This is a genomic window from Citrobacter sp. MGH100, from assembly GCF_001034465.1.
Taxonomy (GTDB): Bacteria; Pseudomonadota; Gammaproteobacteria; order Enterobacterales; family Enterobacteriaceae; genus Citrobacter; species Citrobacter youngae.
In genome coordinates this window covers 755,399-771,057 of the sequence record NZ_KQ089801.1, presented here as the reverse complement: position 1 = coordinate 771,057, position 15,659 = coordinate 755,399, and the positions used below count along the sequence as shown (strand labels likewise).

9 protein-coding genes and 3 tRNA genes are annotated in these 15,659 nt (G+C 54.8%); 6 read left to right on the top strand and 6 right to left on the bottom strand.

The annotated features are described in order from the left end of the window. Positions 1-100 precede the first annotated feature (100 nt). From ptrA to recD, 3 genes are read left to right on the top strand one after another with little or no spacing between them, the layout of a single operon-like run. Positions 101-2,989, top strand: coding sequence for a pitrilysin (gene ptrA, locus SK32_RS15220; RefSeq protein WP_048213103.1), 2,889 nt, complete (start codon positions 101-103; stop codon positions 2,987-2,989). Next, on the top strand, positions 2,982-6,527 hold the full coding sequence (gene recB, locus SK32_RS15215) for an exodeoxyribonuclease V subunit beta (protein ID WP_048213102.1): 3,546 nt from the start codon (positions 2,982-2,984) through the stop codon (positions 6,525-6,527). The genes ptrA and recB overlap by 8 nt, the downstream gene beginning before the upstream one ends. Continuing rightward, positions 6,524-8,344: an exodeoxyribonuclease V subunit alpha gene (recD, locus tag SK32_RS15210; protein WP_048213101.1), complete on the top strand. Its 1,821-nt coding sequence runs from the start codon at positions 6,524-6,526 to the stop codon at positions 8,342-8,344. The genes recB and recD overlap by 4 nt, the downstream gene beginning before the upstream one ends. 47 nt (positions 8,345-8,391) lie before the next feature. Here recD and argA read toward each other — a convergent pair whose 3' ends face one another. Next, entirely contained in the window at positions 8,392-9,723 is a 1,332-nt protein-coding gene (gene argA, locus SK32_RS15205) for an amino-acid N-acetyltransferase (RefSeq protein WP_048213100.1), read from the bottom strand. A gap of 234 nt (positions 9,724-9,957) precedes the next feature. On the opposite strand from argA, the gene amiC reads away from it, so the two are divergent. Continuing rightward, a complete protein-coding gene (gene amiC / locus SK32_RS15200) occupies positions 9,958-11,211 on the top strand; it encodes an N-acetylmuramoyl-L-alanine amidase AmiC (RefSeq protein WP_048213099.1) in 1,254 nt (417 codons plus the stop codon). Positions 11,212-11,285: 74 nt separating this feature from the next. Here amiC and SK32_RS15195 read toward each other — a convergent pair. The 3 genes from SK32_RS15195 to SK32_RS15185 all read right to left on the bottom strand — a co-directional run bounded on the left by SK32_RS15195 (position 11,286) and on the right by SK32_RS15185 (position 11,622). Continuing rightward, a tRNA-Met gene (locus tag SK32_RS15195) sits at positions 11,286-11,362 on the bottom strand. A 58-nt stretch (positions 11,363-11,420) separates the two neighbouring features. Further along, positions 11,421-11,497 (bottom strand) — tRNA-Met (locus SK32_RS15190). Positions 11,498-11,545: 48 nt separating this feature from the next. Then, positions 11,546-11,622, bottom strand: a tRNA-Met gene (locus tag SK32_RS15185). A gap of 205 nt (positions 11,623-11,827) precedes the next feature. Here SK32_RS15185 and mltA point away from each other — a divergent pair. Together mltA and tcdA are read left to right on the top strand one after the other, a co-directional pair. After that, entirely contained in the window at positions 11,828-12,925 is a 1,098-nt protein-coding gene (gene mltA / locus SK32_RS15180; protein ID WP_048213098.1) for a murein transglycosylase A, read from the top strand. Between the two features lie 134 nt (positions 12,926-13,059). Further along, positions 13,060-13,866, top strand: coding sequence for a tRNA cyclic N6-threonylcarbamoyladenosine(37) synthase TcdA (gene tcdA, locus SK32_RS15175; protein WP_048213097.1), 807 nt, complete (start codon positions 13,060-13,062; stop codon positions 13,864-13,866). 68 nt (positions 13,867-13,934) lie between these two features. Here the strand turns inward: tcdA and csdE are convergent, their stop codons facing one another. Together csdE and csdA are read right to left on the bottom strand one after the other, a co-directional pair. Then, complete coding sequence (gene csdE, locus SK32_RS15170) at positions 13,935-14,378, bottom strand: cysteine desulfurase sulfur acceptor subunit CsdE (RefSeq protein WP_048213096.1); 444 nt, start codon at positions 14,376-14,378, stop codon at positions 13,935-13,937. Next, positions 14,378-15,583 carry a cysteine desulfurase CsdA gene (gene csdA / locus SK32_RS15165; protein ID WP_048213095.1) on the bottom strand — a complete coding sequence of 402 codons (1,206 nt, stop codon included), beginning with the start codon at positions 15,581-15,583 and terminating at the stop codon, positions 14,378-14,380. Before csdA ends, csdE begins: the two co-directional genes overlap by 1 nt. Between the last annotated feature and the right edge of the window lie 76 nt (positions 15,584-15,659).

Here is a 15,659-nt window from a genome sequence, read left to right as displayed (position 1 = left end):
AGAGGCTGACGCGTTCAGCACAGAGTCTTGCCCTGTTCAGAACACGCTTAATGCGTTGTTTGCAGTGAACAGGTGAATACGTTAATGATGAGGTTTGTGAATGCCCTGCAGCACCTGGTTTAGCGCATTACTGTTGTTCGTCGCCCTTTGGGTTCCCGTAAGTCAGGCTGATACCGGTTGGCAGCCTTTAGCTGAAACCATCCGTAAAAGCGATAAAGACACCCGTCAGTATCAGGCCGTGCGCCTTGATAACGGTATGGTCGTATTGCTGGTATCCGATCCGCAGGCCGTGAAATCCCTTTCTGCACTGGTGGTCCCCGTGGGTTCGCTGGAAGATCCGGACGATCATCAGGGGCTGGCGCATTATCTCGAACACATGTGTCTGATGGGGTCGAAAAAATATCCGCAGCCGGACAGCCTGTCTGAATTCCTGAAAATGCACGGCGGCAGCCATAATGCCAGCACTGCGCCTTATCGTACGGCTTTCTATCTTGAGGTTGAAAACGACGCGCTGGTGGGGGCTGTAGATCGCCTGGCAGACGCTATTGCCGATCCGTTACTGGATAAAAAATATGCCGATCGCGAGCGTAACGCGGTTAACTCCGAGCTGACGCTGGCGCGTACCCGAGACGGGATGCGTATGGCGCAGGTGAGTGCGGAGACTATTAACCCGGCGCACCCTGGTTCGCGCTTCTCCGGCGGAAATCTGGAAACATTAAGCGATAAACCGGGTAATCCGGTGGTACAGGCGTTACACAAATTTCATGAAAAGTACTACTCCGCGAACCTGATGAAGGCGGTGATTTATAGCAATAAACCATTGCCAGAGCTGGCGCGGATAGCGGCTGACACCTTTGGACGCGTGCCAAACAGAAATATCGAAAAACCGGAAATAACCGTCCCGGTTGTCACCGACGCGCAAAAGGGCGTCATCATCCACTATGTTCCGGCAATGCCGCGTAAAGTGCTGCGCGTCGAGTTTCGTATTGATAACAATAGCGCGCAGTTCCGCAGTAAAACCGATGAGCTGGTGACCTACCTGATTGGCAATCGTAGTCCGGGCACATTGTCTGACTGGTTGCAAAAGCAGGGGCTGGTTGAAGGTATTCGTGCGGACTCCGATCCGGTGGTCAATGGGAATAGCGGCGTGTTAGCCATTTCCGCGACGTTAACCGACAAAGGGCTGGCGAATCGCGATGAAGTTGTTGCTGCAATCTTTAGCTATCTCAACCTGTTACGTGAAAAAGGTATCAATAAACGCTATTTTGACGAACTGGCGCACGTGCTGGATCTCGATTTTCGTTATCCCTCTATCACCCGTGATATGGACTACGTTGAATGGCTGGCGGATACCATGATCCGCGTTCCCGTCGAGCATACTCTGGATGCGGTGAATATTGCCGACCAGTACGATGCCAAAGCCGTTGAGCAACGTCTGGCAATGATGACGCCGCAGAATGCGCGTATCTGGTATATCAGTGCGAAAGAGCCGCATAATAAAACTGCTTACTTTGTCGATGCGCCTTATCAGGTAGATAAAATCAGCGACAAAACCTTTGCCGACTGGCAGCAAAAAGCGCAGGGCATTGCGTTGTCATTACCGGAGTTGAACCCCTACATTCCTGATGATTTCACGCTGATTAAGGCGGATAAAAAATACGCTCACCCGGAACTGATCGTTGATGAGCCGGATTTACGCGTGGTGTATGCGCCGAGCCAATATTTTGCCAGCGAGCCAAAGGTTGATGTCAGCGTGATACTGCGTAACCCGAAAGCGATGGACAGCGCCCGCAATCAGGTCTTATTCGCCCTGAACGATTATCTGGCGGGTATTGCACTCGACCAGTTAAGTAACCAGGCCGCAGTGGGAGGTATTGGTTTTTCTACAAACGCTAATAACGGCCTGATGCTTAACGCCAACGGCTATACTCAGCGTTTGCCGCAGCTTTTCCAGGCGCTGCTGAGCGGTTATTTCAGTTACACCTCAACAGATGAACAGCTGGAACAGGCGAAATCCTGGTACGCCCAGATGATGGACTCGGCGGAGAAAGGCAAAGCCTACGATCAGGCGATCATGCCGGTTCAGATGCTGTCTCAGGTACCGTACTTCTCACGCGATGAGCGCCGTAAGCTACTGCCTTCCATCACCCTGAAAGAGGTAATGGCCTATCGCGACGCCTTGAAAACCGGGGCGCGTCCCGAATTCCTGGTGGTCGGTAATATGAGTGAAACTCAGGCGAAAACCATGGCGCGGGATATCCAGAAGCAGCTTGGTGCGAACGGCTCACAGTGGTGCCGAAACAAAGATGTTGTGGTAGACAAGAAGCAGTCTGTCATCTTTGAAAAAGCGGGCAGTAGTACGGATTCCGCGCTGGCGGCGGTATTTGTGCCAACTGGATACGATGAGTACACCAGTTCAGCCTATAGCGCCATGTTAGGGCAGATTGTTCAACCGTGGTTCTACAATCAACTGCGTACTGAAGAGCAATTAGGTTATGCCGTCTTTGCTTTCCCAATGAGCGTTGGCCGCCAGTGGGGAATGGGCTTCCTGTTGCAAAGCAGCGACAAGCAACCGTCCTATCTCTGGGAACGCTATAAGGCATTTTTCCCCACGGCGGAAGCGAAGCTGCGGGCGATGAAAGCTGATGAGTTCGCACAAATTCAGCAGGCGATTATTGCGCAAATGCTCCAGGCCCCGCAAACGCTGGGGGCAGAAGCCTCGCAGTTAAGCAAAGATTTTGATCGCGGCAATATGCGCTTCGATTCACGTGATAAAATAGTGGCTCAGATTAAACTGCTGACGCCGCAAAAGCTTGCCGACTTCTTCCATCAGGCGGTGGTTGAGCCGCAAGGCATGGCGATACTGTCACAGGTTTCCGGCAGTCAGAACGGGAAAGCAGAATATGTGCACCCGGAAGGCTGGAAAGTGTGGCAGACCGTCAGCGCGTTGCAGCAAACCTTACCCCTGATGAGTGATAAGAATGAATGATGCCGCTGAGTCCCTTGATCCACTCCGCTTGCCCCTGACGGGCGAGCGCCTGATTGAAGCCTCTGCGGGCACCGGTAAAACCTTTACCATCGCCGCCCTGTATTTACGTTTACTGCTTGGACTGGGCGGCTCTGCCGCCTTTCCCCGTCCGCTGACCGTCGAAGAACTGTTAGTGGTCACCTTCACCGAGGCGGCTACTGAAGAGCTGCGCGGTCGAATTCGTAGCAACATCCATGAACTGCGTATTGCCTGCCTGCGTGAAACCACCGATAACCCGCTATACGTCCGTCTGTTAGATGAAATCGCCGATAAAAAACAGGCCGCCCAGTGGCTGCTATTGGCAGAAAGACAGATGGATGAAGCGGCGGTGTTTACCATTCACGGCTTTTGCCAGCGTATGCTCAGCCTCAACGCTTTTGAGTCAGGCATGCTGTTTGAGCAACAACTAATCGAAGATGAATCGCTGCTGCGCTATCAGGCCTGTGCGGACTTCTGGCGTCGACACTGCTATCCGCTGCCCCGTGACATTGCGCAGGTGATTTTTGAAACGTGGAAAGGACCGCAGGCGCTGCTGAGAGATATCGATCGCTATCTGCAAGGGGAAGCACCGGTTATCAAGGCTCCACCGCCCGATGACGAAACGCTGGCAACCCGGCACGAACAAATCCTCGCGCGCATTAATCAAATTAAGCAGCAATGGTGCGATGCCGTTGATGAGCTGGATGGCCTGCTGGAAGCATCCGGGATCGACCGGCGTAAATTTAATCGTGGTAACCAGGGTAAGTGGATCGAAAAGATCAGCGCATGGGCGCAGGAAGAAACCCAAAGCTATCAGTTGCCTGATGCGCTGGAGAAATTCTCCCAGCGCTTTTTAGAAGAGCGAACCAAAGCGGGCGGCGTAACGCCTCAGCACCCGCTTTTCGTCGCTATTGATCAACTGCTTGGCCAACCGCTGACAATCCGCGATCTGGTGATCACCCGGGCGCTGGCGGAGATCCGCACGGCGGTTGCCGAGGAGAAACGCCGCCGCGGCGAGCTGGGTTTTGACGATATGCTCAGCCGTCTGGATGCAGCGTTGCGCAGTGAAAGCGGCGATGCGCTGGCGACGGCGATTCGTACCCGTTTTCCGGTCGCGATGATTGATGAGTTCCAGGATACCGACCCGCAGCAATACCGTATTTTCCGCCGTATCTGGCAGCATCAACCGGACACCGCGCTGCTGCTGATTGGCGATCCGAAACAGGCAATTTACGCCTTTCGCGGCGCGGATATCTTTACCTACATGAAGGCGCGCAGCGAAGTCAGCGCGCACTATACGCTCGATACTAACTGGCGTTCGGCTCCTGGCATGGTCAATAGCGTGAATACGATTTTCAGCCAGATGAACGACGCCTTTATGTTCCGCGACATCCCCTTCAGCCCGGTAAAATCCGCAGAGAAAAACCAGTCGCTTCAGTTTGTTTTACACGGTGAAACGCAGCCAGCCATGAGTATGTGGCTGATGGAAGGGGAAAGCTGTGGCGTAGGCGACTATCAGAACTACATGGCGCAGGTGTGCGCCACGCAAATTCGCGACTGGCTTAAGGCCGGGTATTCTGGCGCTGCACAACTGGTCAGCGGTAAAACGTCCAGGCCGGTACGCGCCTCGGACATCAGCGTACTGGTTCGTAGCCGCCAGGAGGCGGCGCTGGTCCGCGATGCGCTGACGCAACTGGCCATTCCCTCTGTTTATCTCTCCAACCGTGACAGCGTGTTTGAAACGCTGGAAGCGCAGGAACTGCTGTGGGTGCTGCAAGCGGTGATGACGCCGGAGCGTGAGAACACGCTGCGTAGCGCGCTGGCAACCTCAATGATGGGGCTGAATGCGCAGGATCTCGAAGCGTTAAATAACGACGAAAATGCCTGGGATGCGGTAGTCGAGGAGTTCGATGGCTATCGTCAGATCTGGCATAAACGCGGCGTGATGCCCATGCTGCGCGCGCTGATGTCCGCTCGCCATATTGCGGAAAACCTGCTGGCGACGGCGGGGGGCGAACGCCGCCTGACCGATATTTTACATATCAGCGAACTGCTCCAGGAAGCCGGATCGCAACTGGAAAGCGAGCATGCGCTGGTGCGCTGGCTATCTCAGCATATTCTTGAACCCGACAGCAATGCGTCCAGTCAGCAGCTCAGGCTCGAAAGCGACAAGCATTTGGTTAAAATCGTCACCATCCATAAATCGAAAGGGCTGGAATATCCGCTGGTCTGGTTGCCGTTTATCACTAATTTCCGCGTCCAGGATCAGGCTTTCTACCACGATCGCAGCTCCTTTGAAGCGGTGCTGGATCTCAGCGATGCCGCGGAGAGCGTTGAGCTGGCCGAAGCGGAACGTCTGGCAGAAGACTTGCGCTTGCTCTATGTTGCGCTCACCCGTTCGGTATGGCACTGCAGCCTTGGCGTGGCGCCGTTGGTACGCCGTCGGGGCGATAAGAAAGGGGATACCGATGTGCATCAGAGTGCCCTTGGCCGCCTGCTGCAAAAAGGCGAGCCGATGGATGCCGCGGGTCTGCGTGGCGCTATTGAGGCGCTGTGCGGTGAGGATATCGCCTGCCTGACGCCGAATAAACCGGACGGTGAGCGCTGGCAGGTTGCACAGCCCGCCAGTTCTACGTTGAATGCAAAAATACTGCAGCGTACACCTGGTGACAGCTGGCGCGTGACCAGCTATTCCGGTCTGCAACAGCGTGGGCATGGTATTGCGCAGGATCTGATCCCGCGACTGGATATCGATGCCGCAGGCGTCGGTGAGGTTATTGAAGAGTCAGGACTCACGCCGCATCAGTTTCCGCGCGGCGCTTCGCCGGGTACATTTTTGCATAGCCTGTTTGAAGATCTCGACTTCACCCAACCGGTAGAGCCGCATTGGGTCGAAGAAAAACTGGCGTTGGGCGGTTATGATGCACACTGGACGCCGGTTTTGACCGCATGGTTGGACGCCATTTTGCTGGCGCCTCTCAACGAGACCGGCGTGAGTTTGAGTCAGCTTTCCGCGCGTGAAAAACAGGTGGAGATGGAGTTTTATCTGCCGATTTCGCAGCCGCTGATGGCCAGCCAACTTGATGCGTTGATCCGCCAATACGATCCGCTTTCGGCTGGCTGCCCGCCGCTGGACTTTATGCAGGTACGCGGCATGCTGAAAGGGTTTATTGACCTGGTGTTCCGCCACCAGGGGCGTTATTACCTGCTCGACTACAAGTCAAACTGGCTGGGCGAAGACAGTTCTGCGTATACCCAGCAGGCAATGGCCTCAGCCATGCAGGCGCACCGTTACGATCTGCAGTATCAGTTGTATACCCTGGCGCTGCACCGTTATCTGCGCCATCGCATTGCTGATTACGATTATGAACGCCATTTTGGCGGCGTTATTTATCTCTTCCTGCGTGGCGTTGACCGTGAAAATCCGCAGCAGGGAATTTACGCTACCCGACCCGATGGGGAATTGATCGCGTTGATGGACGAGTTGTTTGCCGGTGCGGCTCTGGAGGAGATGCAATGACAATCCAGAAACGATTGCTGGAGGCCGTAGAGCAAAAACAGCTCCGTCCTCTGGATGCTCAGTTTGCGCTGGCGGTTGCCGGAAACGACAACCCTGCCGTTACGCTGGCGGCGGCTCTGCTTAGCCGTGAGGCGGGCGAGGGGCACGTTTGCTTACCGCTTTCCCGGTTGTCTTTACGCGAAGATGCCCATCCGCTGTTGAGCGCCGGGCTGTACGAGGCCGGTGAACCGGAAGATTGGTCGGAATGCCTGCTGGCCTCCGCTGCGGTAAGCCGTGGCGAGCAGCCCACGCCGCTGGTGCTGTACGGCGATCGCTTGTATCTGAACCGCATGTGGCATAACGAACGCGCGGTGGCGCGCTTTTTCGGTGAAGTTAACCACGCCATTGAGGTGGATGAACAACGGCTGACCCACACGCTGGCGGCGCTGTTTCCACCCGTTGAAGGCGTTAACTGGCAAAAAGTGGCGGCTGCTGTGGCGTTGACCCGCCGTATATCGGTGATCTCCGGCGGGCCGGGGACCGGAAAAACGACAACGGTGGCGAGGCTTCTGGCGGCGTTGATTCAGATGGCGGACGGTGAACGCTGTCGTATTCGTCTGGCGGCGCCAACGGGAAAAGCGGCAGCCCGTCTGACCGCCTCGCTGGGCGCGGCGCTGCGAGAACTGCCGCTGACCGATGAGCAAAAGAAGCGCATTCCCGATGATGCCAGTACATTGCACCGATTATTGGGCGCTCAACCTGGAAGCCAACGCCTGCGGCATCATGCAGGAAACCCGCTGCATCTGGACGTGCTGGTGGTGGATGAAGCTTCGATGATCGATTTGCCGATGATGTCGCGCCTTATCGATGCGCTACCGCCACATGGGCGGGTGATTTTTCTTGGCGATCGCGACCAGCTCGCTTCCGTTGAAGCGGGGGCGGTGCTGGGGGATATCTGTGCTTTCGTCGGTGATGGCTTTACCCCGGAACGTGCCCGCCAGCTTAGTCGCCTGACCGAAAGCGCTATTCCGGCAGGTTCGGGAACTCAGGCGGCTGCTCTGCGCGACAGTTTGTGCCTGCTGCAAAAGAGCTACCGTTTCGGTAGCGATTCCGGAATCGGCCAGTTGGCTGCGGCGATTAATCGTGGTGATAAAGCCGCGATAAAAACGGTCTTCCAGCAGGGATTTAGCGACATCGAAAAACGCGCTCTGCACAGCAGCGAGGATTACGCCGCGATGCTGGAAGAAGCGCTGGCGGGTTATGGGAACTATCTCGATTTACTGCGCGATCGTGCCGAGCCGGATGCTGTCATTCAGGCCTTCAATGAGTATCAGCTATTGTGCGCCCTGCGGGAAGGCCCGTTTGGCGTGGGTGGCTTGAATGAACGCATTGAGCAGGTGATGGCGCAAAAGCGCAAAATTCACCGTTCGACGCATAGCCGCTGGTATGAGGGAAGGCCGGTAATGATCGCGCGCAATGACAGTTCGTTGGGATTATTTAACGGTGATATTGGTATTGCCCTCGATCGTGGGCAGGGCCTGAGAGTGTGGTTTGCGCTGCCGGACGGTTCTATCAAATCGGTCCAGCCCAGCCGTTTGCCTGAACATGAAACCACTTGGGCAATGACGGTGCACAAATCGCAGGGATCTGAGTTTGACCACGCGGCGTTAATTTTACCCAACCAGCACTCACCCGTGGTGACCCGTGAGCTGGTCTATACCGCCGTCACCCGCGCACGCCGTCGTTTGTCACTGTATGCCGATGAACGGATATTGAGTAGCGCCATTGCCACCCGAACCGAACGCCGAAGCGGATTGTCGGCGCTGTTTAATCAATAACATTTGCTGGCCGGATAAGGCAGTTATGCCGCATCCGGCAACCACTCCTATGCCAAATCCGCCATCAGCACTTTTGACCGCCGCTGATAGTTGTACATCTCTTTTTTGCTTTCCGGCAGCAGATCGATATCGACCGGCGTGAAGCCGCGCTCCTGGAACCAGTGAATGCTGCGCGTCGTCAGCACGAACAGCTTACTCAGCCCCATTTGTCTGGCCTGCACAGCAATCCGCTCCAGCAAAACTTCGCCGCGTGATGAGCTACGGTAGTCCGGATGCACTGCCACGCACGCCATTTCGCCAATCTTCTCCTCCGGAAAAGGGTACAGGGCGGCGCAGGCAATGGTCAGATTATCGCGCTGAATTATGGTGAACTTGTCGATCTCCATTTCCAGCTGTTCGCGGGAGCGGCGGACCAGAATACCTTGCTGTTCCAGCGGGCGGATAAGCTCCAGAATCCCGCCGATATCGTTAATGGTGGCGCGGCGGATCTGCTCGGCGCTTTCCATTACGATCTGCGTCCCGATCCCGTCGCGGGAGAACAGTTCCTGCAGTAATGCGCCATCTTCCTGATAGCTGATCAGATGGCAACGGCGTACGCCACTGCGACAGGCTTTCACTGCGCCGCGCAGGAAGCGCACCGTACCGGAGCTGTAATCGCCTTTCTCTTCCTGCAATTCAACGCGAGCCTGGGCTTCGTTGGGAAACAGCTCGGAAATAATATCGCCATCATCGTTGGTGACGCCCTGAGAGGAGCAAAAGCCGATCATCTTCTCCGCCTTCAGTTTGATAGCCAACTGCGTGGCGACCTCTTCTGACGTCAGATTAAAGCTCTCACCAGTGACGGAAACGGCGACCGGGCCCATCAGCACAATCGCGCCGCTGTCTAACTGGCGGTGAATCGCCTCTTCATCGATGCGACGAATACGCCCGCTGTGGCAGTAATCTACGCCGTCATCAACGCCCAGCGGCTGGGAGATAATAAAATTACCGCTGACCACATTGATATGCGCCCCCTGCAACGGCGTATTATTCAGGCTCATCGACAGGCGGGCGGTAATATCAAGCTGAAGTAAACCCGCAGCCTGTTTGACCAGCTCCAGGGTTTTCGCATCGGTGACGCGCGTGTTTTTGTGGTACACCGGTTCATGATGATGCGCCGCAAGATTGGCATCAATCTGCGGTCGTGCGCCATAGACCACGACCAGGCGGATGCCGAGGCTATGAAGAAGACCAATGTCATTGACGATACTGGAAAAGTTTTCATGCTCTATGGCTTCGCCGCCCAGCATAATGACAAACGTTTTTCCCCGATGGGTATTGATATAGGGAACAGAATGGCGGAATCCCTGTACCAGTTCGGTTCTACGCTCCTTCACCACGGCACACCCTCATTGCATGATTATTCGTAATTTGTGTATTTTTATTCTGTTTTTGCGCTGTACGCAAGCGTAATTTTTACCCATACCGAAGATTTTTATCAGTAATACCGTGAATATAAAAAGAATGTTTACCCTTTTATAGATGACAGATTATGCGTCATTCGCTAAAGTTTCCGGTCAATTCGGACGTTTTACGTATTACCTCAATACAGATTTCTTTTGCTCGGGAGAAGCATGTCGGGATCCAACTCAGCAATCAGTCGCCGCCGTTTACTGAAAGGTGCGGGTGCTATGTGGCTTTTAAGCGTCAGCCAGGTTGGTCTGGCAGCCACGAGTCAGGTCGTTGCCGTACGTATCTGGCCTGCGTCCAGCTATACCCGCGTCACGGTAGAATCTAACCGTCTGCTGAAATACAAACAGTTTGCCCTGAGTAATCCTGAGCGTGTGGTTGTGGATATTGAAGACGTTAATCTGAACTCGGTGCTCAAGGGCATGGGAGCGCAGATTCGTCCTGACGACCCGTATATTAAATCGGCGCGCGTTGGCCAGTTTGATCCACAAACCGTGCGGATGGTGTTCGAGCTGAAACAGAATGTGAAGCCGCAACTTTTTGCTCTGGCGCCGGTGGCGGGCTTTAAAGAACGTCTGGTGATGGATCTCTATCCCGCGAATGCCCAGGATGTTCAGGATCCTCTGCTGGCGTTGCTGGAAGATTACAACAAGGGCGATCTGGATAAACAGGTTCCACCTGCGCAGAGTGGCCCACAGCCGGGCAAAGCGGGACGCGATCGCCCCATTGTCATTATGCTGGACCCGGGCCACGGTGGGGAAGATTCCGGCGCGGTGGGGAAATACAAGACGCGTGAAAAAGATGTGGTACTGCAGATTGCCCGCCGTCTGCGAGCCCTCATAGAGAAAGAGGGCAACATGAAGGTCTTTATGACGCGAAATGAAGATATTTTCATTCCGCTTAAAGTCCGTGTGGCAAAAGCGCAGAAGCAGCGCGCAGACCTGTTTGTCTCGATTCACGCCGATGCCTTTACCAGTCGACAGCCCAGCGGTTCGTCGGTGTTTGCGCTCTCGACCAAAGGCGCGACCAGTACCGCAGCGAAATATCTGGCGCAGACCCAGAACGCCTCGGATCTCATCGGTGGCGTCAGCAAGAGTGGCGACCGCTACGTCGACCATACCATGTTCGATATGGTGCAGTCGCTGACCATCGCCGACAGCCTGAAGTTTGGTAAAGCGGTATTGAATAAGCTTGGTAAAATCAACAATCTGCATAAGAATCAGGTTGAACAAGCCGGGTTTGCGGTGCTAAAAGCGCCGGATATTCCGTCCATTCTGGTAGAAACAGCGTTTATCAGTAACGTTGAGGAAGAGCGCAAACTCAAAACGGCGACCTTCCAGCAGGAAGTTGCAGAGTCGATTCTGGCGGGGATTAAAGCCTACTTTGCCGATGGGGCGACGCTGGCGAGAAGGGGATAACAAAAAAGCGCTGAAAAGCGCTTTTTTTACGGATCGCAGATACAAAAAAACACCCGTTAAGGTGTTTAATGTGTTGGTTGCGGGGGCCGGATTTGAACCGACGACCTTCGGGTTATGAGCCCGACGAGCTACCAGGCTGCTCCACCCCGCGTCCGTCTTTTTGCTTCGTATTTCAAACACTTTGCAAAAATATTACATCAGATTTTAATTGGTTGCGGGGGCCGGATTTGAACCGACGACCTTCGGGTTATGAGCCCGACGAGCTACCAGGCTGCTCCACCCCGCGTCCGTCATTACTCTTCCATCGAGTAACGTTACTGCTTCTGATTTTAATTGGTTGCGGGGGCCAGATTTGAACTGACGACCTTCGGGTTATGAGCCCGACGAGCTACCAGGCTGCTCCACCCCGCGTCCGTGGATGCGCACTATACTCTGCTAATGATTTCATGCAACCCTTTTTTCACCTTGATCACGTTTTTAGGGCGAAAACGAACAAAAACAACGCATTCTGGATTGTTTTTTGCGCAAAATTTGCGTTCAGGTAGGTATACGCATTTCATTAGGTTCGGGGGTTTGTTATCTTCGTCTCGCATTCAGGCAACATAAGACGAGAACAATGAAAGGACGTTGGGCAAAATATCTTCTGGCGGGAGCAGTCGTCGCGATGCTCGCAGCATGTTCCTCAAAACCCACCGATCGTGGGCAGCAGTATAAAGACGGGAAATTTACCCAGCCTTTCTCACTGGTGAACCAGCCTGATGCGGTTGGCGCGCCAATTAACGCCGGTGATTTCGCCGAGCAGGTTAATCAAATTCGCAGCGCATCGCCACGTTTGTACGGTAACCAGAGTAACGTTTACAACGCTATCCAGCAGTGGCTACGTGCGGGCGGTGATACGCGCAGTATGCGCCAGTTTGGTATTGATGCCTGGCAAATGGAAGGGGCGGACAACTACGGTAACGTCCAGTTTACGGGCTACTACACGCCGGTTATCCAGGCGCGCCATACGCGTCAGGGCGAATTTCAGTACCCTATCTACCGCATGCCGCCAAAACGTGGGCGCTTACCAAGCCGTGCCGAGATTTATGCGGGCGCCCTGAGCGACAATTATATTCTGGCGTACAGCAACTCCCTAATGGATAACTTCATTATGGATGTTCAGGGCAGTGGTTACATCGATTTCGGCGATGGCAGTCCGCTGAACTTTTTTAGCTATTCCGGGAAAAACGGTCACGCCTATCGCAGCATCGGTAAGGTGCTTATCGACCGTGGTGAAGTGAAAAAAGAAGATATGTCGATGCAGGCCATTCGCCATTGGGGTGAAACGCACAGCGAAGCTGAAGTGCGTGAGCTTCTGGAGCAGAACCCATCGTTTGTCTTCTTTAAACCGCAATCTTTTGCGCCGGTCAAAGGGGCCAGCGCGGTACCGCTGATTGGTCGCGCATCCGTGGCTTCTGATCGCAGCATCATTCCTGCGGGCACAACGTTACTGGCGGAAGTTCCGCTGCTGGACAATAACGGGAAATTCACCGGTCAGTATGAATTACGTCTGATGGTGGCGTTAGATGTCGGTGGGGCGATAAAAGGACAGCACTTCGATATCTACCAGGGTATTGGTGCAGACGCCGGACACCGTGCGGGGTGGTATAATCACTACGGACGCGTGTGGGTGCTGAAAACAGCGGCCAACGCGGGTAACGTATTCAGCGGTTAATTGCCGGATGGCGCTTCGCTTATCCGGCCTGGATTATTGAGTAGGCCTGATAAGGCGTAGCCGCCATCAGGCAGTGATGCAGTCATCAAGGGCGGCATTTGTCCGCTCTTTTTGTTTTCTATATCTGAGGTTCTATGTCTGTGGTTATAAGTGATGCTTGGCGTCAGCGTTTTGGCGGTACGGCGCGTCTGTATGGCGAAAATGCGCTGCAACTGTTTGCCCAATCGCACGTCTGTGTCGTTGGAATTGGCGGCGTGGGGTCGTGGGCGGCGGAAGCGCTGGCGCGCACTGGCATTGGTGCCATCACGCTCATCGATATGGATGATGTGTGCGTCACCAATACTAACCGCCAGATCCATGCTCTGCGCGATAACGTCGGTCTGGCAAAAGCTGAAGTGATGGCTGAACGTATCCGTCAGATTAACCCGGAGTGCCGGGTTAACGTGGTCGATGATTTTGTCACGCCGGATAACGTTGCTGAGTATATGAGTGTGGGTTATGCGTATGTCATTGATGCGATTGACAGCGTGCGCCCAAAAGCGGCGCTGATCGCTTACTGTCGGCGTAACAAAATTCCGCTGGTGACCACCGGTGGTGCGGGCGGGCAGATCGACCCGACGCAGATACAGGTCGTTGATTTGGCAAAAACCATCCAGGATCCGCTGGCGGCCAAGCTACGTGAGCGGCTGAAAAGTGATTTTGGGGTGGTGAAAAACAGCAAAGGCAAGTTGGGCGTGGACTGCGTGTTTTCGACCGAAGCGCTGGTGTATCCGCAGGCAGATGGCTCGGTATGTGCAATGAAGGCTACGGCGGAAGGGCCGAAGCGTATGGATTGCGCATCCGGGTTTGGCGCTGCCACCATGGTGACGGCGACCTTTGGTTTTGTTGCGGTCTCTCACGCGCTGAAGAAAATGATGGCGAAAGCCGCGCGTCAGGCCTGATTGTATCGGATGGCGTGACGCTTATCCGACCTACGGTTCACGCAGCGTTGTAGGCCGGATAAGACGCATCAGCGTTGCCATCCGGCATCCTGAGCTGCCTCAATGAGCGCATTCAGCCCCTGACTACGTGACGCGCTCAGTTGTGCGCTTAAGCCCAACTCATCAAATAACGCCATCGGCGAACGCGTCTGTAACTCCGCGGTAGTTTTACCTTCGATAGCCGTGAGTAGTACCGCCAGCAGGCCGCGCACAATTCGGCCTTCACTATCACCGAAGAAGTGAAGTGTGCCATTCTCATGCAGACTGTACCCCAGCCAAACGCGGTTTTCGCATCCGGCAATCTCTTTTGCCTGCGCTTTCAGATCATCTGAAAGGGCCGGAAGTTGCTTGCCCAGTAAAATAAGTTGACGATATTTATCTTCCCACTGGGTGAGTGGGATAAAAGTATTCCGTAACGTCTCTTCCGTTACGATTGTGCCAAACGGGTGTCCGGCGAGCAGAGGGCTTGTCATTAGTCCACCAATATTTCCAGTGCGCGATCGACGGCTGCGACCAACGCATCCACATCGCTTTGCGTATTATAAGGTGCAAATGAGGCGCGCAGCGTCCCGGAGACGCCCAGCTCCGCCAGCAGCGGTTGTGCGCAGTGCTGCCCCGCTCGCAGCGCAATGCCATATTCGGCCAGTAGCGTCACCATGTCGCTGTGATGAACGCCTGCGAAATCAAAGGCTAACAGACTGGAGTCCTGGCAGCGGAAGGAACGAAATCCTGGCCGCTTTGCCAGCATATCTTCTGCCAACGTCGCCAGACTGCGGCTCCAGTTTTCGGCTTGCACGATATCAATATCCGCAAGCCATTCAAGCGCCGCACTTAATCCAATGACGCCCGCAACGTTCGGCGTGCCTGCCTCAAGCTTCCACGGTGCCGCTTGTGTGGAGAAACCATCAAAGCTGACTTCGCTAATCATTTTACCGCCGCCGAGCCACGGTGACATGGCCTCCAACAGTTCTGGTTTACCATACAATACGCCAATGCCCGTCGGACCATATAATTTGTGTCCGGAAAAGGCATAGAAATCAATATCTAACTGCTGAACGTCAGCGGGGAAATGTACAATTCCCTGAGCGCCATCCACCATCACCACCATGCCTGCCGCATGAGCAAGCGTAATCGCGCGGGCTAAGTCAGGGCAGCCACCGGTGACGTTCGACATCTGACCGAGAGCCAGAATGCGACTGCGTGGGGTGATGAGGTCCGCCAGACGCTCAGTGTCAGGCAGCAAATGGGCATTGAGCGGAAGCTTGATGACGTTGGCCCCCGTTTGCTCCGCCACCATCAGCCAGGGAACCAGGTTGGCGTGATGTTCCGCTACGCTGACGATAATCTCGTCGCCCGGTTGTAAGCGCGGACGCGCATAACTTTGGGCAACCATATTGATAGCTTCCGTCGTGCCACGGGTCCAGACGATTGTTTTGTCATCCGGCGCGTTAATCAGCCGTGCGACTTTTTCCCGCGCGGCTTCATAGCGCGCGGTCAGACGCTGGGCTTCAGCAAACTGGCTGCGATGGACGTTCCCGGCGCTCAGACTATAAAACTGATGGGTCGCCTCAATCACTGCCTGCGGCTTCAATGCCGTCGCGGCGCTGTCGAGATAGACACCTGCATCGTTGAGTGCGGGAAATTGTGCGCGAAACTGCGTGGGGTTAAAAGCGTTCATGGTATTCCTCAGTTCAGTAAACGGATCGTGGCGCAAAAAGGGCGCAGACACAAGGGTTGCGCTAACCATCGGAATC